The sequence below is a fragment of the Acinetobacter sp. BIGb0102 genome (assembly GCF_003815055.1).
Lineage (GTDB): Bacteria > Pseudomonadota > Gammaproteobacteria > Pseudomonadales > Moraxellaceae > Acinetobacter > Acinetobacter vivianii.
In genome coordinates this window covers 47,860-72,002 of the sequence record NZ_RKQE01000002.1, presented here as the reverse complement: position 1 = coordinate 72,002, position 24,143 = coordinate 47,860, and the positions used below count along the sequence as shown (strand labels likewise).

Genomic DNA, 24,143 nt, shown 5'->3' with positions numbered 1-24,143 from the left:
ACAATAATCCTTATTAATTTCCTTTTTTATTTATGATGAAATGCATTCTAATAACTTGAGTTAGGTTGTTGGGCTAGTTACTTTTTTAATAAAATCTATTTCGTATTAAGTTCTTATGCCAAGATATAGCTAGGAGCGGATTAATCTCTAAAATAAGAGTTAAAAATGAAAGGTTAATTTCCTTATTTTTTTATTTAAATTTTAGCGGTTCAGAGTTAAGGTGTTTTTAATTAATCATTAAGGATGATGGCTTTGAATCAGCTGCCACGATATGTTTATTATTTATTGGTTGCACAAGCATTTAATTTAATTGCAGCAGTATTATCTGTAACGGTTTCAGCAATTGTAGGGTTAAAACTTGCACCCACGCAGGTCTTAGCGACAGTGCCCTATGGTTTGCAGTTTTTAGCGATATTAATGACTACCTTTATCTTTTCATTTTTAATGAAAAAGCTAGGGCGACATCTGGTGTTCCAGTTGGGATGCATTTGTCTGTTTCTGGCAGGTGTGTTTGGTTATCTTGCCTTACAGACTGAGCAGTTTTATTTATTGTGTCTCAGTCACTTTTCACTCGGTTTATTCATTTCTACGGCTAACTTTTACCGCTTTGCTGCCTCGGACCGTCTGGCATCGGATTTAATCCCGAAAGCGACGGCGATGGTCATTTCTGGTGGTGTAGTTGCCGCTGTGATTGCACCGATGTTAGCGATTCAGTTTCAACAGGTACAAGGCTTACCTGATTTTACTGCGATCTATTTAATTTTTAGTGTATTGGCTGTGCTGTTATCGCCAATTTTGTATTTATGGAATCAGAAATTTAAATTACAGCAGGCGCAGCACGTTGTGACTGATAACATACAGCGCGCTAAATTACCGATTAATCTGATTGTTGCGGCTGTGATCAGTGGGGCATTTGCCTATTATGTGATGAATGTCATGATGATTATGTCCTCCTTGCATTTAAAGGAGCATCATTCATTTCATTACGCTTCGATCTCTATCCAGCTCCATGTCTTGGCCATGTTTATTCCTTCTTTCTTTGTGTCTAAGCTGATTCAACGTTGGGGAACGCATCGTACGATCTATGCGGGTTTTATTTTACTGATGCTATCCTCTTTGATTCCAATGCTTGGACAAGAGGGGCTTTATATTAATGCGGCCCTGATTGTATTGGGTGTGGGCTGGAACTTTGCATATTCTGGTGCCTCTACCTTACTGGCTGGATTAAATGATCAGCAAAAGCATCGTGTACAAGGTATGAATGAAACAATCATTGCCTTATGCGCAACTTTAGGTGCTTTCCTGCCAGCACCGATTTTGACTCAGTTGGGCTGGGTGAATGCCAATCTGCTGGCGCTATTGTTGAGTGCTGCTATTTTTGTGGTCTTGCTGATGTTAAGCCGACGCCACCAATTCGCGGGCAAAGTCTCATCTTCCTAACCCAAACCGCGTGAAACACGTTAAAATAGTGCTTTGCTGAAATGTATAGATCACCACTGTTATGACCGATGTACCTGTAAATGATGAATATGACCGCCGTTTTGCTGGTGTTGCCAAAATTTATGGAGAAAGTGCATTTGCCCATTATGAGCAAAGCCATGTCATGGTCATCGGGATTGGTGGTGTAGGAAGTTGGGCCGTCGAAGCACTGGCACGTACGGGAATTGGTGAGCTCACGTTGGTGGATATGGATGTCGTTGCGGCATCGAATATTAACCGTCAATTGCCTGCAATGAGTTCAACACTGGGACAAGAGAAAATTGAAGTGATGGCTGAACGTTGCCGTCAAATTAATCCACGCATGAAAGTGAATGTGATTGATGACTATCTCACACCAGAAAATGTCAAAGAAATATTAGATCCAGTTCCGACGATCATTTTAGATTGTATTGATGACGTCAAAGCCAAGCTTGCCTTGATGTTGCATTGTCGCTTTAACAAGATTCCCTTGATTGTTTCGGGCGGTGCAGGCGGTAAGCTGGACCCACTGAAAATTCGTGTCGCAGATTTGTCGAAGACCGAGCAAGATCCGATGTTGGCAAAGTTGCGTACTCAACTTCGTTCAATGGGGATTTGCAAAAAGCCAAAAGAGAAGTTTGGTATCACTTGCGTTTATTCGATCGATAATCCATTTTCGAGCGCAGAGGTGTGTCCAAGTGCTGGTCTACGTTGTGGTGGCTATGGTTCTGCAGTGGTGGTGACGTCAAGCTTTGCGATGGTTGCCGTTGCGGAAGTCCTGAAAAAACTGGATAAGCTCAGGACTTAAATCTTCTGAACGATTAAGCTTGTGGATATTGCGGTGCTAAGCGGTAATAGCTGTAAGTAACATTTGGATCTTTATAAACGTCATAGCTGCGTTGCTTATAGTCAGACACCCATTGTGAACCTGTGAAGCCTGCAATATGGCCGTAACGATGTTTTTTGGTGCGGTGAATAATATAAATATCACCTGGCTGAGGGTTATTAAAATCAGGCGTAATTTGTTGATAGCCGATTTGTTTTAAGGTGCCACCCCAGTCTGAAGCTGCGACAGGGTGTTGTACGATTTTAGCCCCTGCAGATTGTAAAGCGATTCTGACGAATTTGGCACATTGAGATGAGCTGCGATACGATGCTCTTTTAGCGAGCTTTTGAGAGAATTTATCTACATCAATCCCTGCTACTGATGGAGGCTTCGGCATTTCTCGATAAGGAATAACCACCTGTTGCGAGGGTGGGTGAATCATACTGTGATCAACTGAAGGTACATCATAAATCATTGTGAATCTCTACCGCATTTTCAAAACAACTGAACGTGTGCCAGAATCTATTACGCGGCACATAGTAAGCGATAAAATTCAAAAAAACCAAAATGTAATGTAATAATATAACAATTTTTGCGATTTATAATGAAATCTTAATGAAGATTTTTTGAAGATTACCTTAATTATAAAGAAGTTAAGTTCGACCCCAGAAAAAATTTCAGATTTGTAAAATCATATTTCACAGTGTGATTAAGTTGGCGTTTTTTTGAAGCATCAATCAGGGTTGATGCTCTTTTAGGTAGTCTTCGGTACGTTGCATGGCGGCCTGAATATTTTGAATGGCATTTTCAATATCACTAATCGTTTTTGCATTGCCACCACTGAGCGCCTGACGCCATTTTCTTGCACCTGGCAAGTTCTGGAATAGACCTAAAATATGGCGTGTGATAATGGATAATGGTGCACCCTCTGCAACACGTTGATGAATATACGGCATCATCTGTTGCATGATTTCGAAACGATCAGGCGCCTCTAGATTCCAGAGTTGTCCCATTTCTGCAAGCAGGTAAGGGTTGTGATAGGCTTCACGCCCAATCATCACCCCATCAACATGCTGTAAATGTTGCTGAGTTTCTTCAAAGGTTTTAATGCCACCATTGATTTCAATGGTCAGGTGAGGACGTTCCAGTTTCAGACGATATACATCTTCATAACGTAGAGGTGGCACATCACGGTTTTCTTTCGGTGAGAGGCCCTGCAAGATCGCAATACGCGCATGCACGATAAAATGGGTACAACCCGTTGCCGCTACAGTATCGACAAAATGCAGCATTTCTTCATAAGACTGCATATCATCAATTCCGATACGGTGTTTTATCGTCACAGGAATTGATACGGCTTTTTGCATGCTATGAATACATTCGGCGACCAGATTAGGTTCCGCCATTAAGCATGCACCAATTTTATTATTCTGAACGCGATCACTTGGACAGCCGACATTTAAATTGACTTCATCATAACCCCAGTCCTCTGCCATTTTGGTACAGGTTGCGAGTTCTTGTGGATTCGAGCCACCCAGTTGTAACACGATCGGGTGTTCTTCTTTGTTGAAGTCAAGATGACGATTGGCACCACCGTAAATAATCGCACCCGTTGTCACCATTTCGGTATAGAGCACCACATTTGGATTAAACAGGCGTGCAAAGAAACGATAATCTTTAGTTGTCCAATCCATCATTGGCGCAACGGAAATACGTGGCTTTAATGATTCTAGTGATTGCATAAAGGGCTCTCGGATGTGGACAAGAAAAGAAAGGGCAGCATTATACGAGTTTTAAGAAAATTTCACCAATGCTCATCCCGATCACTTCAATTTTTAAGCATCAATAGGAAGATTCAAGACGCTATAATCTTGTTTTGCTTGATCGTAAGATAATCTATAAAACTAAATAGCATGCAGGCAAAGACCAGACTGAAGCCTGCCAGACAGGTTGCACTCCAGCCGCCATGATTCCATGCAAAAATCCCTAACGCTGAACCGCCAGCGCCGCCAGTGAAGTAGGCTGTCATATAAATGGCATTAATCCGTGATTTGGCATCGGGTCGTAAACGGAAAATAATACTCTGGTTACTGGTATGGACTAATGCTAAAGCCAACTGGATCAATGCAAAACCAAGAATATAGCTCACTAAAGCCGTTTGACCGAAATAGAAAAATATCCAGCTGAGAATGAATAAGGCACAACCGATCCAGGTCAGTCGGCTGGTATAGCCCTGATCTGCATATTTACCAATATATTGGGTAGAAAGCGCCCCAAAAATACCGACCAGCGGCACCATACCAATCAGCAGGTCTTGTAGATGATGGGCTGAAGTCAATAATAGGGCGATGGTTGAATATAAAATACTGACTGCTGCAAAGGCAAAACCACCCGCAAGTGCGCGTAACACCAAGCGCTTTTCCTTTTTAAGCAGTTGTGCCATGGAGACAAAAACCTGACCATAATTCAGCTTCATACGCATGACATACGGCAGACGGCTTTTTAAGGCATAGGCCAGAATCAGCATTAAAATGCCACTCACCACATAGATGACTTTCCAGTGAAACAGGTTGGAAAACAAGCCTGCGAGACTGGTTGAAAGCAAGATGCCGACCAGTAAACCACTCATTAAAAAGCCAATCACTTCTCCTGTTTTTTCAGGTTTTACCGTCATGGTCGCAAGTGGAATCAGCACTTGAGCTGCCACTGAAAATAGCCCAGCCATCACGGTGCCAAGCCATAACATTGGTAAATTTACTGAAAATGCACTGATGAATAAGCCAACAGCACATAACCCCATGAGTAAAGGAATAAATCGGGTTTTATTGACCACATCGCCCATTGGAACAATGAACAAAAGACCGAGTGCATAGGACACTTGAGCAAAGGTTACGGTCAGGGCAGCTTGACCTTCGGTAACAGAAAAGTATTGTTGAATCGAATGAATCAATGGCTGACTATAATAGTTGGCACCCGCACATAAACCGCACGCTGCTGCCATAAACCAAAGTAAAGTTTTATTTTGACTGATATCTTCTTGGGGGATAGACATAGGATTCTCTATTCTGATTTATGCGGTATAAGCGGTGGCTTCGATTTCGACTTGCATGTTTTCTAGGGCTAGCGCAGGTACAGGAATCAGGGTGCAGACAGGAAATGCTTGATCTTTCCATAAGCTTTGCATGATAGCTACCAGCGCCTGAAGCTTATCAGAATCATGATCGACGACCAGAATACGTAGCACGGCAATATCTGACAGTTGCGCTTGGGCTGAAGCTAATGCCTGCTGAATATTATAGAAGACTTGTTGTACCTGTTGGTCAAAATATTCAGAAAGCTCGCCATTTTTATTTTCTCCACCCTGACCTGCAATATGAATAATACGCATATTGGGTTTTATAATTGCGACATGACTATAGCCATTGCTACGCGGGTCATAGAGCGCATCGGGATTGATCAGTTGAAATGCATCTGTATGGGGCTGATTCATGGCTAAAACTCATTCTGGTTGCTGTGGTATGTTAGTATCAAAGCTCAAGTTAACTAGAGGTCAAGCAGATTTTGAAAGAACAATTACAGACTTGGCTGAGTATTGGCGAACTGGCGAAAAGAAGTGGTGTTTCAGTGCCAACCATTCGTTTCTATGAAGAAAAAGAATTGATCTGGGGTACGCGAACAGCAGGCAATCAACGTCGTTATCAACGGGCCATGTTGAGAAGGATTGCAATTATTAAAGCAGCCCAGCAAGTCGGGATTAGCTTGCAACAGATTAAAGAGACCTTTGCGACCCTACCTAAGCAGCAAGTTGCCACAAAAAAAGATTGGCAAATCATGTCACAACAATGGCAGGGACAGCTTGATCATCAAATTATGATGTTGCTACAGTTACGTCAACAACTGGATCAATGTATTGGCTGTGGCTGCCTGTCATTGGAGCAATGTCCGTTACGAAACCCAGAAGATTGTCTTGCAGAAGAGGCGATGGGGGCACATTTTCAGGAAATTTTACTGTTGCTAAACCAGAATGATGAAGCAGATCATTTAACTGTTTAATTTTTGCACCAATACTGTGCAAAAATACGGCTTTTGCTAGACAAAACGATACAAATATCACTTGAAAAAATGCCTACTCAAGTTTTTACATTTCTTTTTGGTTTTTCTTAGGGTTCATATCAATTCAATTCAAATTTATTGATAAGGGAATTTGTCATTTCATCACAAGTGATCCAGCAAGTATTGCTGACACATTCATAAAGAAGTCGCCGAAACGACCAAGAGAAAACGGAGATAAGCCAATCCCACTCTCTACCGGCATGTCTATGATGCTGATTCAACCCATTATTTTTGAACAACCAGAATAAAGAGCAAAGTGCTATAAATGGAACTTGGTTCAAGGCTGTTCAAGATAAGGATGATGTGTGGATTTGTTGAATAAATACGGCGTAGACATGCCTTTTAATAGGGAATACTGCGTTTAAAACTGAACAGATGATGATTAATACTGATCAAAATTTCATATTGAGAATATATGAGTGGAGAGGTTTGCTTTACAAAAAGTCAAACATGCTGAGCATACAAGTTTTCAATATAAATGTGAATCATCAGTTCAAAATATGGGTATTTATTAAATAAATATTGGGTGGAAATTTAAAAAACTTCCATTAGAATCCAAATTTCTACAAAGAATACTCCTGGGGGAAACATTGCTATTTGCGATGTTTACTTAAGAAAAACTAGCTTGAGGGACGCTCATGCAGATCGGAATCCCAACCGAAACTGTCGCTGGTGAAAGTCGTGTAGCGGCTACACCGGAAACAGTAAAGAAGTTGATTAACGCAGGTCATAGCGTTGTCATTGAACGTGGTGCTGGTGTTAAAGCTGCGTATATTGACAGTGCTTATGAACAAGTTGGCGCAACCATTACGGACGATGCATATACAGGCAGCCAAATTATTTTGAAGGTACGTGCCCCTAAAGGCGATGAAATTCAAAAACTTGCGGCGAATACGACTGTGGTTGCAATGTTTGACCCTTATCGCAATCCAGAATTAGACCAGTTTGCTACTCAGCAAGTGTCTGCTTTTGCTTTAGAACTGCTTCCACGTACGCTGTCACGCGCACAAAACATGGATGTACTTTCTTCTCAGGCAAACTTGGCAGGCTATAAGTCTGTATTGTTAGCAGCGGCTGAATATCAACGTATGTTCCCAATGTTAATGACGGCAGCAGGTACAGTAAAACCTGCACGTGTTGTGATTATGGGTGTTGGTGTTGCTGGTCTTCAGGCGATTGCAACTGCGAAACGTTTGGGTGCTGTTGTAGAAGCAACAGACTTACGTCCGACCGCAAAAGAGCAAGTTGAATCTTTAGGCGGCAAATGGCTAGACGTGCCAATGTCCGATGAAGAAAAACAACGGGCTGCTGAAGCTGCGAAAAGCGGTTATGGTTGGCAGCCGGGTGAGCAATACATCAAAGATCAAGCTGCGATTGTAGATAAAGCGGTATCAAATGCTGACATCGTAATCACTACTGCATTGATTCCAGGTCGTAATGCTCCGCGTTTAATTAAAGCTGAAACCGTTGCCAAAATGAAACCGGGTTCTGTCATTTTAGATATGGCAGTTGAGACGGGTGGTAACGTTGAAGGTTCTAAAGAAGGCGAAACTGTAACAACTGAAAATGGTGTGAAAATTTTGGGTATCCCAAACATTCCTGGCACGGTTGCAACAGAAGCATCGGCATTGTATGCGCGTAACGTTTTTAACTTCCTTGAGACATTATTCGACAAAGAGAAAGGCTTTGCGATTAATCAGGAAGATGAAATCCAGAAAGCGTTACTTGTGGCACATGGCGGTCAAGTACTGCTCAAGCGCGGTTAAGGAGAGTTCTCATGGTTGAAACGATTACAATTTTCGTCCTTGCCATCTTCGTAGGTTATTACGTGGTGTGGGGCGTAACACCTGCATTGCATACACCTTTAATGGCGGTAACCAACGCGTTGTCTTCAATTATTGTGGTTGGTGCGATGATCCAGACCGTGGGTATGCCTGCGATTGGTGTTGATGCAAATGTTGCATTCCAAAGTGTCAATGTGGTGAGTGTGCTTGGTGCGATTGCTGTGTTCTTGGCGAGCATTAACATCTTCGGTGGCTTTGCTGTAACTGCTCGTATGCTTGAAATGTTCAAGCCGAAGCAAAAGAAAAAAGAGGGCTAAGCGATGGAATTCATTCGAGACTATGCGGATTGGTTCTACCTGATTGGTGCTGTCCTCTTTATCTTAACCTTACGTGGTTTGTCTGGCCCTAAGACTGCAATTGCAGGTAACCGTTACGGTATGATCGCAATGGCGATTGCTGTTGTGACGACTTTCTTTGTCGCTGAACATCCAGTGGTTTGGATGATTGGTGGTGCAATGGTGTTAGGTGCTGTTGTTGGTATCGCACGTGCGAAAACTGTTCCAATGACACAAATGCCTGAAACTGTAGCATTGATGCACTCTTTGGTCGGTTTGGCTGCGGTATTGATTGCGATTGCTGCGATCTTGCATAACAACCAGCTCACTGCATTGTTTGCGCAAAATGAAGCTGCTTTAACGGCTGCGGGTGTTCAACATGCACATATGAGTTCAGTTCATTTATTTGAATTGTTCGTAGGTTGCTTCGTTGGTGCGATTACATTCACTGCATCTGTATTTGCTTATGGTAAATTGGCTGCAAAGAAATGGGCAAAAACAATCTCTGGTGCATGGGTTAAACCTGTTCAGGCCATCATCTTTATTGCAATGCTGGCGTGTGGTTTCTACTTCTTTACCACAGGCAACATGACTGCATTCTGGGCAATGACAGCACTTGCACTTGCATTTGGTTGGGTATGGATTGCGCCAGTGGGTGGTGGTGATATGCCAGTCGTGGTTTCACTGTTGAACTCATTCTCTGGTTGGGCAGCGGCAGGTATTGGTTTCACACTTGAAAACAATATGTTGATCGTTGCGGGTTCATTGGTTGGTTCTTCTGGTGCGATTCTTTCTTACATCATGTGTAAGGCGATGAACCGTTCAATCATCAACGTATTGTTTGGTGGTGCAATGGGTGGTGCAGCAGTTGCGTCAGCAGACAAAGGTGAGCAAGTTCAACGTAACCACCGTTCTGGTTCAGCAGATGATGCAGGCTTCCTGATGTCAAATGCAGACAGCGTTGTGATTGTACCGGGTTACGGTATGGCACAAGGTCGTGCACAGAATGCTGTTAAAGAGTTATGTGAAATCTTGAAAGAGCAGGGTGTAAAAGTTCGTTTTGCGATTCACCCAGTTGCGGGCCGTATGCCTGGTCACATGAACGTATTGTTGGCAGAAGCAGATGTTGCGTATGAAGACATCTTGGAAATGGATGAGATCAACTCGGACTTCCCTGCAACAGACGTGGTACTTGTGATTGGTGCGAACGACGTTGTTAACCCGGCTGCGAAAGATGATCCAAGTTCACCAATTTATGGTATGCCGATCCTTGAAGCGCATAAAGCACGTACGATCATGGTGATCAAACGCTCTATGGCGACAGGTTATGCTGGCCTAGACAATGACTTGTTCTACAATGAAAAAACCATGATGATCTTTGGTGATGCCAAGAAAGTTGTGGAAGATATGACGAAAGCAATCAATGGTGGCGGGCACTAATCCGCTTCACTCAAGATTGTAAAAGCCACCTTCGGGTGGCTTTTTTTATTTAAAGTTATTTGGGTTTAAATAAACTTTTCAACAAGATTCATGGACTGTTGATAGAGGTCACGTGCCAGCTGCTGATTTTTGGCATGTGAAGATTTCCAGTCAGGCATATGTGCGCTCACATATTCCCCATTACGCTTTGCCCATTCATTTCCAATCGCCATTTGGGTAATCAGCCTTGCAGGAACAGAAGTTGGAACTAAGCCGAGTTTCATTGCTGCATAAATAGGTTTAGGTAGGTCGCGATAAATATCAGAGGCAACCCCACCAGGGTGTAAGGCATTATTGGTGATTGAGCTATCTGCCAGTTGTTCTGCTAGGGCATTACTCAGCAATAAATTGGCAAGCTTGGATTGCCCATAATAAAACAGGGGATTATAAAAACCTTCTGCACGGAATTTATTGGGTTTGATTGAACCTACCCAGTGTGCAATCGAGGCTAAATGGACAATCCGTGCTTGAGGAGATTGTTTTAAAACAGGAAGCAGTTTTTGCGTCAATAAAAAATGACCCAGATAATTGACACCAAATTGTTGCTCGAAGCCATCGGCTGTTAGCTGTTTAGTCTTGGCAAATAAGCCTGCATTATTGATCAACACATCCAGCTTGCCGTAACGATCTGCGATTTCATCGGCTGCTTTTCGGGTAAGTTCAAGGCTGTTGAGGTCGAGGGAGATAAGATCGACTTGTCCTTGGTCGAGTGCACGTAACTTGCTTTGTGCTTCTTGCGCCTTTTGTGGGTTTCTGCATGCGAGAATTACGTGTTGCCCTTGTTTAACCAACTGTTCTGCTGTGGCAAAACCAATGCCAGTATTGGCACCTGTAATCAGTATTTTCACTTCCTGTACTCCAGTTATGCTATTTATTGGTGAGATTTCAATTATCTGTATAGTGCTGGAATTTTGACAATTTGTCATGTCAAAATTAAGGGCGGGTGATAACTGGTATTTGCTGGCCCTTAAGATGGTAAAGATGTTTTTTTTTGGGGATTATGTTTTTCTGATAATTTTTTGAAGGGGGAGTTAGTCGAAATAAGTACTCTCAGGTAGTTCTTGTCGTAACTCAAAAAATTGGTGGATTTGTGTTTCTGTAACACGAGCTGTCGAAATAGGAGGTAATTCATTTCTACCAAAGAATCCAACTTCAGACGTTTCAATACTTGGTTTTAACTCACCTCCAATGAGTTCACACCAAAAGAAAGCCTTATACACATGTAAAAACATGGCTGGATGAGGATGTTTTCTTCGATCTGTGAGTGCCAGTAATCTAGTTGCTTTAACTTCTAATCCTGTTTCCTCTAACACTTCTTTTTCAGCATTCTCGGCTGCTGAATAGCCAATATCAGCCCAGCCGCCCGGAATAGACCATAAGCCATCTTGTGTTTCTTTGGCTAATAAGAGTTTATTGTCTTTAAATACAACTGCACGTACATCTATTTTAGGTGTTGCATATCCGACATCTTGAAGCACATCTTCAATAAAGTCTTGAGTGTCAATTTCTTTTAAATCAATTAACGTGCGGACATAATTGATAATTTGGTCGTAACGTTCTTTGTCATAGACATCTTTTGAGTAGTACAAACCTGTTTGCGCGAGTCCAGTAATTTTGTTGAGTGTTTCAATCCATTCTGTTGAATCTTTCATATTGTTTTAGATTTAATGGGTGATGGGTGTATTTATACTAGCATTGTTGTGTTGATTGGCAATCAGAAGAAAGAGTTGTGAAGCTGGAGAAAGGAATAATAAAAACTGTGTGAAAGAGATTCTCGTGGGGAATCTAAATATAAAAAAAGCGACCGATTCGGTCGCTTTTTTGGAGAGCTTTACGCTACAGATTCGGGTGCACGCCATAAGCTTTCTAGATCATAGAACTTACGCGCGGTTGGTAACATTACATGTACCACAACGAAACCGAGATCGATTAAGATCCATTCGGCATCGCGTTCACCTTCGACACCGATTGGGCGGAAACCTGCTTTACGTGCTTCATCAGCAACATTATCTGCAAGGGCTTTAACATGACGAGTCGACGTACCGCTTGCAATTACAATTGCATCGGCAACATTGCTGATCGTACTTACGTCAAGTTCAAGAATATCTTTGGCTTTTACATCAGTGAGAGCTTCATGTACAACTTTAAGGCAAGCTTGTACATCTTTGTTCGCTGTTTTGATTTTTAGGTCGTGAGAATTAGAAGCGCTGGGCGATGGTTCTAAATTCATAGAGGGTATATTTTCCTGACAATTGCTCATTGTCAAATATACCGTTTTTCTCTAAAAAGTTCAAATTTTAGCAGTAACAGTTTATGTATTCACATCATTGGAAAAGTACTTCTTTTTCCATGCAAAAGATTGATCTGACTGGGTTTTTGGTCGATATTCCGCCGCAATAAGACCTCGATAGTCACTTTGTAGCAACCAGTCAAAGATCTGTTTATACGGGATATTTCCTGTATCTGGCTCGTGGCGACCGGGACAGTCGGCAAATTGGATATGTCCAATCTGGTGTAGATTTTCTTGTAGCCCAGCTAAAACATCTTCACCCATCATCGCCATATGGTAGCAGTCATATTGCATTTTTAAGGCAGGGTGGTGGACGGCCTCCAGCATTTCCTGACCTTGTGCAATGTTCTGGATCAGAAAGCGTGGCATATCCGTACCATTAATCATTTCAAAAACAGGCTCAATTCCTTGCTCGGTGAACATGTGGCAAGCAAGCTTCAAGTTGCTGGCCAGTGTATTGAGGCAAGGCAGCAGATCTGCATCCAGCGGTTGTTTGCCTGCCAGAATATTGACCCGCGGGACATTGAGTGCATTGGCGTAACGAATCGCCAGTTCAAGTGCTTGATGGAATTCAATTTCGCGGCCGGGAATCCCTGCTAGGCCATTACCGCCTTGCATTAGGTCGCCAGCAGGAACATTGATCAGGCATAAAGAAAGATTATATTGTTCGAGTTGGGTGCGGATATCAATAATGTCTAATTCATAAGGAAATTGAATTTCAACCTGTTGAAATCCGTGTGCATGGGCTAAAGCAAAACGCTCAATTAAAGGGACTTCCGTAAAAATCATTGATAAATTGACTGCGAGATGGCTCATATTCTGACTCCCTGAATCAATAGACCCTGTTTATTGTTCTATAACTTTGATAATAGTAGCTAAATCCTTCTCGGCAAAGCCATTTTCTTGGTGGGCTTGTAACTGTAGTAGAGCTTTTTGTGCCACAGGTATCTTTAAGTTAAAACTTTGTGCGAGTTGTAGTGCATTGTTGAGGTCTTTTGACAAAGTTTGCACTTTCCATTGCACAGGTTCAAAGGTATCAGTCGCCATACGAGGAGCAAGAATCTGGAACGGTTTTGAGTCGGCAAAGCCGCCTGCAAGGGCGGGTGCCAGTAGTGTGGTGTCCACGCCAGCCTGATCTGCCAGTGCCACCGCTTCAGCAATTAAAGTGCTGTTGGCAGCTACAATCAGTTGATTACAAATCTTGGTGGCCTGACCTGTGCCAGATTCACCCATACGGGTCACCCGCTGAGAAAGAACTTGATAAATTGGACCAAGTTGCTGGATGGTTGCTGCATCTCCACCCGCAAAAATGACTAAGCTTCCTTGTTCAGCACCCATGGTTCCGCCTGATACAGGAGAGTCAATCCATGTCACACCCTGTTGCTGTGCTGCTTGTGCGAGGTTTAGCGTAGCGGCAACGGACAAGCTGGAAAAATCAATAATGATTTGCTGCGCTTTTAGCTCGGGTTGAATCTGGGAAAAGACACTTTGAACTGCCTGATCATCTGCCAGACAAGTCAGAATGACGGGATAATTTCCAATTTCTTTCAATTCTAGACTTTGAGCACCTTGTTGGATCAGTGCTTCACATGCATGTGGGCTACGGTTCCAGACTGCCACGCGATAACCCGATTGCAGTAGCCTGCTCGCCATACGTGTCCCCATTAAACCCATACCTAGAAATGCGATTGGTGTTTGTTGATTAACATGCATGTGAATGTACTCTGGTTGTGCTTATTTATATTGACGAGGCAGGAATTCAACCTCTGGATTTTTGTCTTTCTTACGCGCAAGACTGCTATTTTTACCTAATAGTAGTTTAAGTTGCCAAAGCTTTTCTAGGCGTAATGCTTTTTCAGGTTGGTGTTCCATTGCATCCAGAACGCGTTTTGCTGCCATAATCGCATCTGGTGAACGCTGTAAAATCTCTTCAGCAATGAGATTTGCCTTTGCCAATGGATCACTGTCTAAATGCGTTACTAGACCAATTTCCTTGGCGTATTCAGCATCAAAGATGCGGGCAGTCAAGGTAAGTTCTTTGGCAAGATCAACGCCAATCAGACCTTTGAGCGAACGGGTCAGTCCCATATCTGGGACGAGACCCCAACGACTTTCCATAATTGACATTTTAGTAGTTGGTGTTGCAATGCGAATGTCCGCTGCAAGTGCCAGTTGCATGCCTGCGCCAAAGCAATAGCCTTCAATGGCTGCAATTACAGGGATCGGCAGGTTCTGCCAGATCAAAAATGCTTTTTGAAACAGGCTTTGTCCTGGCTTGATCAATTCCCATGCTGCAAATGCCGTATTCTTCGGATTATTTAGATCAGATAGGTCGATGCCAGCACTAAATACATTGGCTTCACCCGTTAAGATGACACAACGGATTGAACGGTCTTTTTCAATTTTTTTTGCGGTTGCAACCAGTTCTTTTAGCAAAGCAAAGCTCATTGCATTGCGTTTGTCTGGTCGGTTTAAAGAAACGGTTGCAATTCCATTGTTCTTTTCAACGCGTAAAAGTGCCATCTGTCTTACTCTTATTGTGTTCGATGAGGCAGCATAGCATGAGTGTCAGAGTTGAAACATGACACCCCAGTCACGTTAACTGTCGTGCGCATGCAAGATTAAATTTGCTGCCTGTCTGACTTGTTCAATTGCAGTATTTAGCTCACTGAAACGATGATTGGTTTCACGGATAAATTGATCATCTGCTTTACGACGCTCTTTACGTAAGGTTGAGACAAACTGTTCAAATTCACCTGAAACCTGTTGCAGGTTTGGCGTGCCGACATAACGTGTTGCGCCATATAGACGGTGCAGCACATGCTCGAGTTGTGGAAAGTCTTCCATTTCAATCAACTGCTGCATTTCAGCAAGTTCAGTATCAAAACTATCGACCAGCATGCCTAACAGGTCTTGCGCCAGATCTTCTTTATTGGCAGCCAGCTGAATACTTTGTTGCCAGTTGAGGATGTTTGGATCAATCGATTCGATTGGGCGTTTTTGTTCAATATTGACTGGTTGGACACTAAAGTTATTTTTGGTCCAATGTGTCAGGATTTGAATGATCTGCTCCATCTGAATCGGTTTGGTTACGTAATCGTTCATACCGACTTTGAGTAACTTCTGCTTCTCATCTGCCAGTGCATGTGCGGTGAGGGCAATGATTGGCAGTTGCATGCCATTATCCAGTGTTGATTCTAAAGAGCGAATCGCACGGGTCGTATCAATACCTGACATCACAGGCATTTGAATATCCATAAACACCAGATCGAATGGTGGTGATTTTTGTTCAATACGTTCCTGAATAATGTCGATGGCTTTCTGTCCGCTTAAAGCCTTGGTGGTGGTGACATTGAGTTCACCCAGTAAAGCTTCAAGCACAATCAGGTTGGGTAGATGATCATCAACCGCTAGTACGTGTAGACCTTGACCATTAAAGTCTTCAGGTTCCTGTTCAAAAATAGGCTGGTTGCCGAGCAACTGAACCAATTCGCGACGACTGAGCGGTTGATAGAGCGGACGTGCGCGATATTCATTAAGCATATTCGGATCAAGGCTCATCTGGTAGCCATAAACCGCAAGATTGCCATGATAACGCTGACGAATTTCTTTTAGTAATGCTTCGGTATCGCCGCTGTGATCCACAATCAGCCAAGTGCTTTCTTGCTGGTTGAGATGATTTAAACGACTGAACAAGTCCAGAATAGATTGGGTTTCAATATGTGAAACACGATAATTTTCTAGATATGAACGCAGGACGCTGGCTGTTGCAGGATGAGCCAGATAAGACACTACTTGTAAATGGTCAAAATGAGGATGTTCCACAAACTCATCTTGTTCTTCCACTTTAAAGGAGGCGGTAAACCAGAAGGTCGAGCCTTTTTCTGTTGGCGCGCGTTCCTGATTATCCTCAAAGCCAATCTGACCATGCATCAAATGTACGAGCTGCTTGGAGATTGCCAGACCAAGTCCAGTACCACCAAATTGACGGGTAACCGAGGCATCCCCTTGAGAAAAGGATTCAAATAGTTTTTTACGGTCAGTACCGCTTAAGCCAATACCGCTGTCCTGTACGCTGAAATGTAATAGACATTGTCCAATCTCATCATCTTCCATACGCACCCGCACGATAATCTCGCCGTCAGGGGTAAATTTGATCGCATTGGAAATCAGGTTGGTCAGAATCTGTTTAAAGCGTAGCGCATCACCGACCACATGCTGAGGAATGTTTTCAGCATAATAGAAGGCCATATTGATATGCTTTTGTGCCGCCAGTGGCGAGAGCATATCCATCACATCGAAGATGGCTTCTTCAAGGTCAAACGGGGCGGTTTCGAGTTCTAATTTGCCCGCATCAATTTTAGAAAAGTCCAGTACATCATTAATCAGTGCCAATAGGTGGGCAGAGGATTTTCGAATCGTTTGCAGATAGAGATTTTGTTCATTGCTCAGGTTTTGCTGACGCAGTAACAAATGAATAAAGCCATCAATACTGTTCAGTGGCGTTCTGAGCTCATGACTGATATTGGCCAAGAAAACAGACTTGGACTGATTTGATGAAATCGCTTGGTCTCGCGCCTGACGATAGGTAATGTTCTGAACTTCTAAGGTATCTAAGGTTCTGCGTAAATCTTCTTCGGTTTGTTCGGTATGTTCTTTTAATTCGAGAAAGCTAAAGTGTAGACGTTTCACCACGTTGGCAATGTCGCGCTGGAGTAAACGCAGTTCACCAGTACTGTTTACGACAATGTGCTGATCGAGTGTATCCGCGTTGAGACGTTGCATCTGCATACGAATCTCATAGATCGGTGCGAGCCAGCGGCGGGAGAATACATTCAGGCAGAACAGTAAAATCAGAATGGTCAATAAGCCTGTGACCACCAATGAAAGTAAAACTTTATAGCGAGCCAGTTCCAGTGGTTGATTATCCAGCTCAATCATCAGCCAGACAGAGTCAGGATTACCGCTGTCGAGTTTTGCACCATAAATATTGTTGTGATTATGCGAAATGGGGCCAAAAAAATTACTGTTATTGGGGAAGTTAGGCCAGAAGCGGTTGTTTTGATAACCGACACTTAAATAGGTCTGTCCTTTGTTATCAATCAGCACCGCACGTTGTAAATTCTTTTCATCAAACATTTTTTGCATGATATTTTGCGCGCGATCATATTGATCGGGTTGCTCTTGAACCAGCTTTAATAAATCATTCGCCGTTTGATGATAGCGTGCCAGAATGGCAGAGGCATCTGAGCGCTGTTGTTGCTTGGCTGAGTTGGTCGTTTCGGCTAAAACCCAAAGAATTCCTACACTTGTCAAAATCGCAATTGGCACAAGAATAAGTGCAATCAACTGCCCATAAGCATGATTGAGGCGTAAACGTTTCGATATGGTCTTATTGAAATTTGACATAGTTCGGTCAGATTTATCATTCTGCGCAATATCTTAGCATGCTTTCTGATAAGCGCAGACATCTGCTTGCCAATAAAAAGCAGAGTGAAATGGTGCAGTATTTCTGTTTTTTTCATACAATAGTCGCCACCTTAATATCGGTGTCGATCATGACGAATACGCAAACTGATTTTTTAGCAGATGAATTTTTACTTGATTATTATGTCGGTAAAACCCCTTTAGTACGTTTGCAGCGTTTAGCGTGTCATACCCAGGCCACGGTATTAGCCAAATTAGAAGGTAACAATCCAGCAGGTTCAGTCAAGGATCGTCCTGCTTATAACATGATTGTACAGGCAGAAAAACGCGGGCAGATTCAGCCAGGCGATACCTTGATTGAAGCCACCAGTGGCAATACAGGTATTGCTTTGGCAATGGTTGCAGCAATGCGCGGTTATAAAATGAAGCTGATCATGCCAAACAACATGAGTCAGGAACGTAAAGATGCCATGCTGGCCTATGGTGCAGAGTTGATTGAAGTGACTCAGCAGCAAGGGATGGAAGGCGCACGTGACCTCGCTATGCAAATGCAGGCAGAAGGTAAGGGCTTTGTTCTGAACCAGTTTGGTAACCCTGATAATGTTGAAGCGCATTACCTGACTACAGGGCCTGAAATCTGGAAGCAAACAGGTGGCAAAATTACCCATTTTGTCAGCTCGATGGGCACTACAGGCACCATCATGGGTGTTTCTAAATATTTGAAAGAACAAAACCCTGATATTCAAATTGTTGGTTTACAACCTTCAGATGGTTCAAGCATCGCGGGGATTCGCCGCTGGCCTGAAGAATATCTGCCAACTATTTTTGACCGTCGTCGTGTTGACCGTATTATTGATATTCCCCAGATTGAAGCTGAAAAAACCATGCGTAAGCTGGCACGTACCGAAGGTATCAGTGCTGGTACATCGTCAGGTGGTGCAGTTTGGGCATCTATTAAAATTGCCGAAGAAACACCTGACGCCGTGATCGTCTGCATTATCTGTGACCGCGGTGACCGTTATTTATCAACAGGTTTATTTTCAGTTCAAGATGAAGACTAATCTCCCGTCGGGCGCTGTTATAATGACAGCTCACCCTTGGTTCAAGGGAGCTGTTTCGCTCCGTAAGGGAATTCTGAAATGAATTTACGCTTTCCGATTTTAGTTTTTGATATTGAAACCCTGACCGATATAAAGGCAGGGGCTCATCTTTATGATCTGGACTTGCCAGAAGCGGATGTGGAACAGGCACTGACCAAGATTCGCCGTCAAGAATCGGGTGTCGATTTTCAGCGTTTACCGTTGCATGAGATTGTCTGTATTTCTGGTTTATGGATTGATGAAAAAGGTTTCCGCCTGTTTTCATTCAGTCAGGAACAGAATAGCGAAGCAGAAATGCTGGCTAAGTTCTTGTCTATTTTTGATAAGAAACAGCCGACACTGGTGAGCTGGAATGGTTCGCAATTTGACTTGCCAGTGATTTTGTTCCGCGCCATGTATCATGGGCTTTCTGCACCAAGCTTATTTGATCAGGGTGAAATTGATCAGCAGAAGCGTTACAACAATTATCAGAACCGTTATCACCATCGTCATGTTGACCTGATGGATGTGATGGCCATGTTTAATGGTCGTAATTTCCAGAAGCTCGATGATATTGCCTGTTTGCTGGGTTTTCCAGGTAAACGTGGTGAGACGGGCTATCATGTGCCAGACTATGTACGCACTGACCAATGGTTAAAATTGACCAGTTATTGTGAAGGCGATGTGCTGAATACATGGCTGGTCTATATCCGTTGGTTGCTGCTAAAAGGTCAGTTGAATCAAAAAGATCATCAACAGTTGATTCAAGCGACGATTGATTATTTACAAACTCAAACGCAACAAACAGAATTTTTACAGGTATGGCAACAAACATCGCAATATACTGTATTTACCGCACCCACTTTTGCGCCAAAAAATTAGGTTCATCTTTTGAAACACAAAGCGAAACATCGCCCAGCCCAATATCCAACATATACCTTTCAAATCGAAGCGTTTTCTCATGAAGGGCGCGGCATCGCGCATTATGGAACGCATCCTGACCATCCTAAAGAAAAGCATGGCAAGAAGGTATTTATTCGCTATGGCCTCGTTGGTGAAACGGTGCAGGCAAAGATAACCAACCAGACTTCTCGTCTTGAAGAAGCTGACATGATCAAGCTGGAAGGCGAGGCAGCTGAAGGTCGTGTTGATCCGATCTGCCCTCATTTTGGGGTATGTGGTGGCTGTAGCCTGCAACATATTCATCCTGACGAACAGATTTTGTTGAAACAGAATGTGTTGAAGTCACATTTACAACATTTTGCGGGTTTAGAGCCTGAGCAATGGCTGGCGCCGATCCGTTCGGTCAAAACAGATTATCGTCGTCGTGCCCGTATCGGTGTGCGCTACATTGCCAAGCAGAACCGTTTGGTGATGGGTTTCCGTGAGCATCATAGTAATCATCTCACCGCTATTCAGCAGTGCAATGTATTAGATCAAACTTTATCCGCAACCTTGCCTGAACTTAAGAAGTTACTCGAAAGTCTTACAGGCAAAGCTCATATTGGTCATATAGAATTGGCCATGGGCGATACTGAGGTGGCATTGCTGATTCGTCATCTGGATGAATTAAATGCGTCGGATGTCAACCAATTACGTCAGTTTACGTTACTCAAAGGATGGCAGTTGTATTTGCAGCCCAAAGGGGGCGATAGTTTACATCGCGTAGATGATTCACAGGCACCGATGCGTTTGCATTACAGTCTGGATGATTTTGCAGTCAAATTTGCATTTTCACCATTAGACTTTACCCAAGTGAATAGTGGTGTAAATGCACAGATGATTCACTTGGCATGTGAATTGCTTCAATTACAGGAAGGGGAAAGAGTGCTTGACCTATTCTGTGGATTAGGCAATTTCTCGCTCCCGATTGCACGTCGTGTGGGTGAAACAGGTCAGGTGGTCGGCGTTGAAGCGAGTGATGAGATGGTGCAACGGGCAACTGAAAATGCGAAAGCAAATCAATTGTCACAAGCGCTATTCTTTTCACAAGATTTAACAAAAGACTTTTCGCATCATTCTTGGGCGAAACAGGGATTTGATGCATTATTAATTGATCCTCCACGATCAGGTGCGTTTGAGGTTATGCAATATGTACCTAATTTTGGAGCGAAAAGAATCGTTTATGTATCATGTAACCCATCAACACTGGCAAGGGATGCAGGTGTACTGGCACAATATGGCTATCAGTTGAAAAAAGCTGCGGTGATGGACATGTTTACGCATACTGAACATGTTGAATCGATTGCCCTGTTTGAAAAGATTGAGAAGCTTGAAAAAATCGAAGAGATAAACGATTAAAAAATGAGTTACATATCCAGAGGAGAAAGGTATGGTCACAGTACGTGAACAGTTACCTGGACGACTTCAAGAGTTGTCTGAGGAAGCGACTGTAGAACATGCCGCTGAAGCGCAAAGTAGTCTAGTCTCTTGGCTAGATCGAGTGCGTGGTATTTTGGATGGGGCTGAGCTAAAACAACTTCAAAAAGTTGCCGAGCTTACCTTAGCAAAAGAGTTACAAGCGACGGATCATCGTATCAATACCTTTAGTACAGGGATTGGTATGGCAGATATTTTGGCCCATTTGCATGTCGACGAAGACACGCTTTCAGCGGCAGTGTTATATCGTAGTGTACGTGAAGGTCTCATTACTTTAGAGGACATTCAACAACAGTTTGGCGAACAGGTTCTAGCTTTGGTTCAAGGCACCCTTGCAATGGGTAAACTGTCGGAGTTGATTGAAAAGAATAAGCGTTTAGAAGACCATTTTAATAATAATCAACGCGAACATCTAAATGGCATTTATAAAATGCTGATCTCAGTAACGGAAGATGTTCGGGTTGTACTCATTAAGCTGGCAGAGCGTACTTATGCTTTGCGTGAACTGGCAACAGCAAGTAAAGAACGTCAGGAACGTGTAGCACGCGAAATTCTCACCATTTACTCGCCGCTGGCGCATCGTCTCGGTATTGCACAGCTAAAGTGGGAACTGGAAGATCTTGCCTTTCGTTATTTGGCACCAGAACGTTATAAAGAAATTGCGTCTTTATTAAATGAAAAGCGTTTGGAGCGTGAGCAGTATATTCAGTTTGTGATTGATAAACTGAAAACTGAATTGGCTGCATATGATATCCATGCGGAAATTACTGGGCGTGTGAAGCACATTTATTCGATTTATCGAAAAATGAAAAGCAAGAACCTCAGCTTTGATCAGCTTTATGACATCCGTGCAGTGCGTGTGTTAGTGAAAAATGTGCCTGATTGCTACCATGCCTTGGGCATTGTTCATCAAATCTGGCGTCATATTCCGAACCAGTTCGATGACTATGTCACCAATCCAAAAGCCAATGGCTATCGTTCATTGCATACAGCGGTGATTGCTGAGAACAAATCACTGGAAGTACAAATTCGTACTTTTGAAATGCATAACGAAGCTGAGCTTGGGGTGTGTTCGCACTTTAACTACAAAGAAGGCGCCAAGAATACCGATCATTCCTTTAATGATCGCTTGCATTCTTTACGTGCGGTACTTGAACACTATCAGGAACGTACCGAAACCACGCCACATGGCGAAGATGAAGAATCGAACGGCATTGATCAGATTCAGGATTTTGAAAATTTTGAAAAGATCTATGTATTTAGTCGTGATGGTGACATCAAAGAGTTGCCTCGCGGTTCAACCGTTCTGGATTTTGCTTACCATGTGCATACCGAGGTCGGGAACAAGTGCTATGCCGCACGTGTAAACCAGCGTTATGTGCCTTTAACCTATATGTTAAAGACGGGTGAGCAGGTTGAGATTTTAACCAAAAAAGATCGTGAACCGAACCGTGACTGGTTGGTGAATTCGCTTGGTTATATCAAGACTGCACGTGCGCGTGACAAGTTACGCCACTGGTTTAGACAGCAAGATCGTAGTAAGAATGTCGAAGTTGGACGCGAGTTACTCAATAAGGAGCTGGCGCGTTTAGCGATCCATCCAAAGAGTATCGACCTTAAAGATTATTCATCGCATTTCAATCTGAAGGCAGGCGATGATATCTTGGTTGCATTGGTGAGCGGCGATATCAGTCTGCATGCCTTGATGAATCAGGTGAATCGTCAAATGCATCTGGATCAGGATGAGCCTGAACTGGTGTTAAAACCTGCATTGAATCCGCGTGCTAGTCATACTTTATCTGCACACGGTATCTTGATTGATGGTCTGGACAACGTTGAACTGCATATTGCACAGTGTTGTCAGCCTGTACATGGTGAATCGATTGGTGGTTATATCACGTTGAATCGTGGTGTGAGTATTCATAAAGTTGCATGTCCAGACTATATCCGCATGACGACACAAGAACCTGAACGTGCTGTTGAAGCCGATTGGGAAATGCAGCCAACGCGTGGTCAGAGTGTTCAGATCGTGGTGGAAGCCTATGATCGCCGTGGTCTGCTTAAAGATCTGACACAGGTTATTTTCTCGGATCAAATTAATATTCGTCAGGTCAATACAATTTCTGAGGCAGATGGTATTGCCAATATGAAGTTGTTGATTGAAGTAAAAGGATTGGCTCAATTATCTCGTTTGCTGGCACGTTTAGAGCAGCAGCCCGGAATTATTAGCGCAAGACGTTTAGTTCAAGGAAGTTAATTGATCTAAGTTGAGAAATAAAACCTGCAATATTGCAGGTTTTATTTTTTATTATTAAAACGTATGTTGGGTTTTAATAATAATGTCTAATTTAGAAATTACATTTTGCACTTCTTACTTTTTTGATAAACAGTCATGTTATCAATATTGGTTTGTGCCTTTGTTTTAATCGCTTGTTGTAAGGTTAAATTAGTCGCATCAGAAGTATCTTCTTCACCCGCAAGATTATTGGCAATTTGACCTACTTTAGCAGCTTTCTCCGAATTTCCAGCAAAAGCACTAATAGCACCACTTGCAAGACCAGCCCATTTACTCACTGCTTTACCTGGTGCTTGTGCATTTGCATTGATGTTTGCAATGTTCTTGTCTGCTTCAGCAAGTTCGCGTTTGGCATTTGCTTGTTCAACAGAAAGATCAGCACAGTTCATGGCTTTTAATTCAGTAGTTGAAAATGGTTTATCTGTATTTTCGCTTGCAGCAAAAGCTGAAAATGAAAATGTTGCCGCTAAAGTTAAAACTAGTAATTTTTTCATTATTAAATCCCTCGAAAAGAAGGGTCGCATAATAATAAAAAAATACGATTAAGTTTTACCATTAAAAACCTTAATAATTGACAGTCTGAATTTTTTTTAAATTTTTTGGCATTTTGTTGTGATTTTTAGGTGTTTTCTTGTTTTAAATGTGTATTTAAATTTGGATTTTAATATTGGCCTATT

At 42.7% G+C, this 24,143-nt stretch carries 22 protein-coding genes; 10 read left to right on the top strand and 12 right to left on the bottom strand.

Annotation, left to right across the window (positions count from 1 at the left end):
• Positions 1–246: 246 nt before the first annotated feature.
• Positions 247–1,440, top strand: coding sequence for an MFS transporter (locus tag EC846_RS01105; RefSeq protein WP_123773858.1), 1,194 nt, complete (start codon positions 247–249; stop codon positions 1,438–1,440).
• A gap of 61 nt (positions 1,441–1,501) precedes the next feature.
• On the top strand, positions 1,502–2,266 hold the full coding sequence (locus EC846_RS01100; RefSeq protein WP_004774601.1) for a ThiF family adenylyltransferase: 765 nt from the start codon (positions 1,502–1,504) through the stop codon (positions 2,264–2,266).
• A 13-nt stretch (positions 2,267–2,279) separates the two neighbouring features.
• On the opposite strand, the gene EC846_RS01095 is transcribed toward EC846_RS01100, so the two are convergent.
• The 4 genes from EC846_RS01095 to EC846_RS01080 form a co-directional block, all read right to left on the bottom strand.
• On the bottom strand, positions 2,280–2,759 hold the full coding sequence (locus EC846_RS01095) for a CHAP domain-containing protein (RefSeq protein WP_004774602.1): 480 nt from the start codon (positions 2,757–2,759) through the stop codon (positions 2,280–2,282).
• 262 nt (positions 2,760–3,021) lie between these two features.
• Complete coding sequence (gene dusA / locus EC846_RS01090; RefSeq protein WP_123773823.1) at positions 3,022–4,026, bottom strand: tRNA dihydrouridine(20/20a) synthase DusA; 1,005 nt, start codon at positions 4,024–4,026, stop codon at positions 3,022–3,024.
• A gap of 113 nt (positions 4,027–4,139) precedes the next feature.
• Entirely contained in the window at positions 4,140–5,336 is a 1,197-nt protein-coding gene (locus tag EC846_RS01085; protein WP_123773822.1) for an MFS transporter, read from the bottom strand.
• Positions 5,337–5,354: 18 nt separating this feature from the next.
• Positions 5,355–5,774 (bottom strand): RidA family protein, encoded by a 420-nt coding sequence (locus tag EC846_RS01080; RefSeq protein ID WP_123773821.1) that lies wholly within the window; start codon positions 5,772–5,774, stop codon positions 5,355–5,357.
• Positions 5,775–5,842: 68 nt separating this feature from the next.
• Between EC846_RS01080 and soxR the strand changes: the two genes are divergently transcribed.
• The 4 genes from soxR to EC846_RS01060 all read left to right on the top strand — a co-directional run bounded on the left by soxR (position 5,843) and on the right by EC846_RS01060 (position 9,956).
• Positions 5,843–6,337: a redox-sensitive transcriptional activator SoxR gene (gene soxR / locus EC846_RS01075; RefSeq protein WP_123773820.1), complete on the top strand. Its 495-nt coding sequence runs from the start codon at positions 5,843–5,845 to the stop codon at positions 6,335–6,337.
• 698 nt (positions 6,338–7,035) lie between these two features.
• On the top strand, positions 7,036–8,163 hold the full coding sequence (locus EC846_RS01070; RefSeq protein ID WP_004774655.1) for a Re/Si-specific NAD(P)(+) transhydrogenase subunit alpha: 1,128 nt from the start codon (positions 7,036–7,038) through the stop codon (positions 8,161–8,163).
• An 11-nt stretch (positions 8,164–8,174) separates the two neighbouring features.
• On the top strand, positions 8,175–8,498 hold the full coding sequence (locus EC846_RS01065; RefSeq protein ID WP_004774657.1) for a proton-translocating transhydrogenase family protein: 324 nt from the start codon (positions 8,175–8,177) through the stop codon (positions 8,496–8,498).
• A 3-nt stretch (positions 8,499–8,501) separates the two neighbouring features.
• Entirely contained in the window at positions 8,502–9,956 is a 1,455-nt protein-coding gene (locus tag EC846_RS01060; RefSeq protein ID WP_009509823.1) for an NAD(P)(+) transhydrogenase (Re/Si-specific) subunit beta, read from the top strand.
• 65 nt (positions 9,957–10,021) lie between these two features.
• Here the strand turns inward: EC846_RS01060 and EC846_RS01055 are convergent, their stop codons facing one another.
• The 7 genes from EC846_RS01055 to EC846_RS01025 form a co-directional block, all read right to left on the bottom strand.
• Positions 10,022–10,843 (bottom strand): SDR family NAD(P)-dependent oxidoreductase, encoded by an 822-nt coding sequence (locus EC846_RS01055; RefSeq protein ID WP_123773819.1) that lies wholly within the window; start codon positions 10,841–10,843, stop codon positions 10,022–10,024.
• A 183-nt stretch (positions 10,844–11,026) separates the two neighbouring features.
• Positions 11,027–11,647 (bottom strand): NUDIX hydrolase, encoded by a 621-nt coding sequence (locus tag EC846_RS01050; protein WP_123773818.1) that lies wholly within the window; start codon positions 11,645–11,647, stop codon positions 11,027–11,029.
• 179 nt (positions 11,648–11,826) lie between these two features.
• Positions 11,827–12,225, bottom strand: a complete 399-nt coding sequence (rsfS, locus tag EC846_RS01045; RefSeq protein ID WP_004774663.1) for a ribosome silencing factor — start codon at positions 12,223–12,225, stop codon at positions 11,827–11,829.
• An 81-nt stretch (positions 12,226–12,306) separates the two neighbouring features.
• Complete coding sequence (locus tag EC846_RS01040) at positions 12,307–13,101, bottom strand: hydroxypyruvate isomerase family protein (protein WP_062847004.1); 795 nt, start codon at positions 13,099–13,101, stop codon at positions 12,307–12,309.
• 30 nt (positions 13,102–13,131) lie between these two features.
• A complete protein-coding gene (locus tag EC846_RS01035) occupies positions 13,132–13,998 on the bottom strand; it encodes an NAD(P)-dependent oxidoreductase (RefSeq protein WP_123773817.1) in 867 nt (288 codons plus the stop codon).
• A 21-nt stretch (positions 13,999–14,019) separates the two neighbouring features.
• A complete protein-coding gene (locus EC846_RS01030) occupies positions 14,020–14,808 on the bottom strand; it encodes a crotonase/enoyl-CoA hydratase family protein (RefSeq protein WP_123773816.1) in 789 nt (262 codons plus the stop codon).
• A gap of 75 nt (positions 14,809–14,883) precedes the next feature.
• A complete protein-coding gene (locus tag EC846_RS01025) occupies positions 14,884–17,694 on the bottom strand; it encodes an ATP-binding protein (RefSeq protein ID WP_123773815.1) in 2,811 nt (936 codons plus the stop codon).
• 149 nt (positions 17,695–17,843) lie between these two features.
• On the opposite strand from EC846_RS01025, the gene cysM reads away from it, so the two are divergent.
• The 4 genes from cysM (at position 17,844) to EC846_RS01005 (ending at position 23,427) form a co-directional block, all read left to right on the top strand.
• Positions 17,844–18,773, top strand: a complete 930-nt coding sequence (gene cysM / locus EC846_RS01020; RefSeq protein ID WP_004774672.1) for a cysteine synthase CysM — start codon at positions 17,844–17,846, stop codon at positions 18,771–18,773.
• Positions 18,774–18,851: 78 nt separating this feature from the next.
• On the top strand, positions 18,852–19,673 hold the full coding sequence (locus EC846_RS01015; RefSeq protein ID WP_123773814.1) for a 3'-5' exonuclease: 822 nt from the start codon (positions 18,852–18,854) through the stop codon (positions 19,671–19,673).
• 9 nt (positions 19,674–19,682) lie between these two features.
• Positions 19,683–21,092, top strand: a complete 1,410-nt coding sequence (gene rlmD, locus EC846_RS01010) for a 23S rRNA (uracil(1939)-C(5))-methyltransferase RlmD (protein WP_123773813.1) — start codon at positions 19,683–19,685, stop codon at positions 21,090–21,092.
• Between the two features lie 31 nt (positions 21,093–21,123).
• Entirely contained in the window at positions 21,124–23,427 is a 2,304-nt protein-coding gene (locus EC846_RS01005) for a RelA/SpoT family protein (RefSeq protein ID WP_004774676.1), read from the top strand.
• A gap of 98 nt (positions 23,428–23,525) precedes the next feature.
• Here the strand turns inward: EC846_RS01005 and EC846_RS01000 are convergent, their stop codons facing one another.
• Entirely contained in the window at positions 23,526–23,960 is a 435-nt protein-coding gene (locus EC846_RS01000) for a hypothetical protein (protein WP_123773812.1), read from the bottom strand.
• Positions 23,961–24,143 lie beyond the last annotated feature (183 nt).

Bases quoted from the DNA above. Each gene is read 5' to 3' on its own strand.
- EC846_RS01105 (WP_123773858.1), top strand. From the start codon at position 247: ATGGCTTTGAATCAGCTGCCACGATATGTTTATTATTTATTGGTTGCA.
- EC846_RS01100 (WP_004774601.1), top strand. From the start codon at position 1,502: ATGACCGATGTACCTGTAAATGATGAATATGACCGCCGTTTTGCTGGT.
- EC846_RS01095 (WP_004774602.1), bottom strand. From the start codon at position 2,759: ATGATTTATGATGTACCTTCAGTTGATCACAGTATGATTCACCCACCC.
- dusA (WP_123773823.1), bottom strand. From the start codon at position 4,026: ATGCAATCACTAGAATCATTAAAGCCACGTATTTCCGTTGCGCCAATG.
- EC846_RS01085 (WP_123773822.1), bottom strand. From the start codon at position 5,336: ATGTCTATCCCCCAAGAAGATATCAGTCAAAATAAAACTTTACTTTGG.
- EC846_RS01080 (WP_123773821.1), bottom strand. From the start codon at position 5,774: ATGAATCAGCCCCATACAGATGCATTTCAACTGATCAATCCCGATGCG.
- EC846_RS01070 (WP_004774655.1), top strand. From the start codon at position 7,036: ATGCAGATCGGAATCCCAACCGAAACTGTCGCTGGTGAAAGTCGTGTA.
- EC846_RS01065 (WP_004774657.1), top strand. From the start codon at position 8,175: ATGGTTGAAACGATTACAATTTTCGTCCTTGCCATCTTCGTAGGTTAT.
- EC846_RS01060 (WP_009509823.1), top strand. From the start codon at position 8,502: ATGGAATTCATTCGAGACTATGCGGATTGGTTCTACCTGATTGGTGCT.
- EC846_RS01050 (WP_123773818.1), bottom strand. From the start codon at position 11,647: ATGAAAGATTCAACAGAATGGATTGAAACACTCAACAAAATTACTGGA.
- rsfS (WP_004774663.1), bottom strand. From the start codon at position 12,225: ATGAATTTAGAACCATCGCCCAGCGCTTCTAATTCTCACGACCTAAAA.
- EC846_RS01040 (WP_062847004.1), bottom strand. From the start codon at position 13,101: ATGAGCCATCTCGCAGTCAATTTATCAATGATTTTTACGGAAGTCCCT.
- EC846_RS01035 (WP_123773817.1), bottom strand. From the start codon at position 13,998: ATGCATGTTAATCAACAAACACCAATCGCATTTCTAGGTATGGGTTTA.
- EC846_RS01030 (WP_123773816.1), bottom strand. From the start codon at position 14,808: ATGGCACTTTTACGCGTTGAAAAGAACAATGGAATTGCAACCGTTTCT.
- EC846_RS01025 (WP_123773815.1), bottom strand. From the start codon at position 17,694: ATGTCAAATTTCAATAAGACCATATCGAAACGTTTACGCCTCAATCAT.
- cysM (WP_004774672.1), top strand. From the start codon at position 17,844: ATGACGAATACGCAAACTGATTTTTTAGCAGATGAATTTTTACTTGAT.
- EC846_RS01015 (WP_123773814.1), top strand. From the start codon at position 18,852: ATGAATTTACGCTTTCCGATTTTAGTTTTTGATATTGAAACCCTGACC.
- EC846_RS01005 (WP_004774676.1), top strand. From the start codon at position 21,124: ATGGTCACAGTACGTGAACAGTTACCTGGACGACTTCAAGAGTTGTCT.
- EC846_RS01000 (WP_123773812.1), bottom strand. From the start codon at position 23,960: ATGAAAAAATTACTAGTTTTAACTTTAGCGGCAACATTTTCATTTTCA.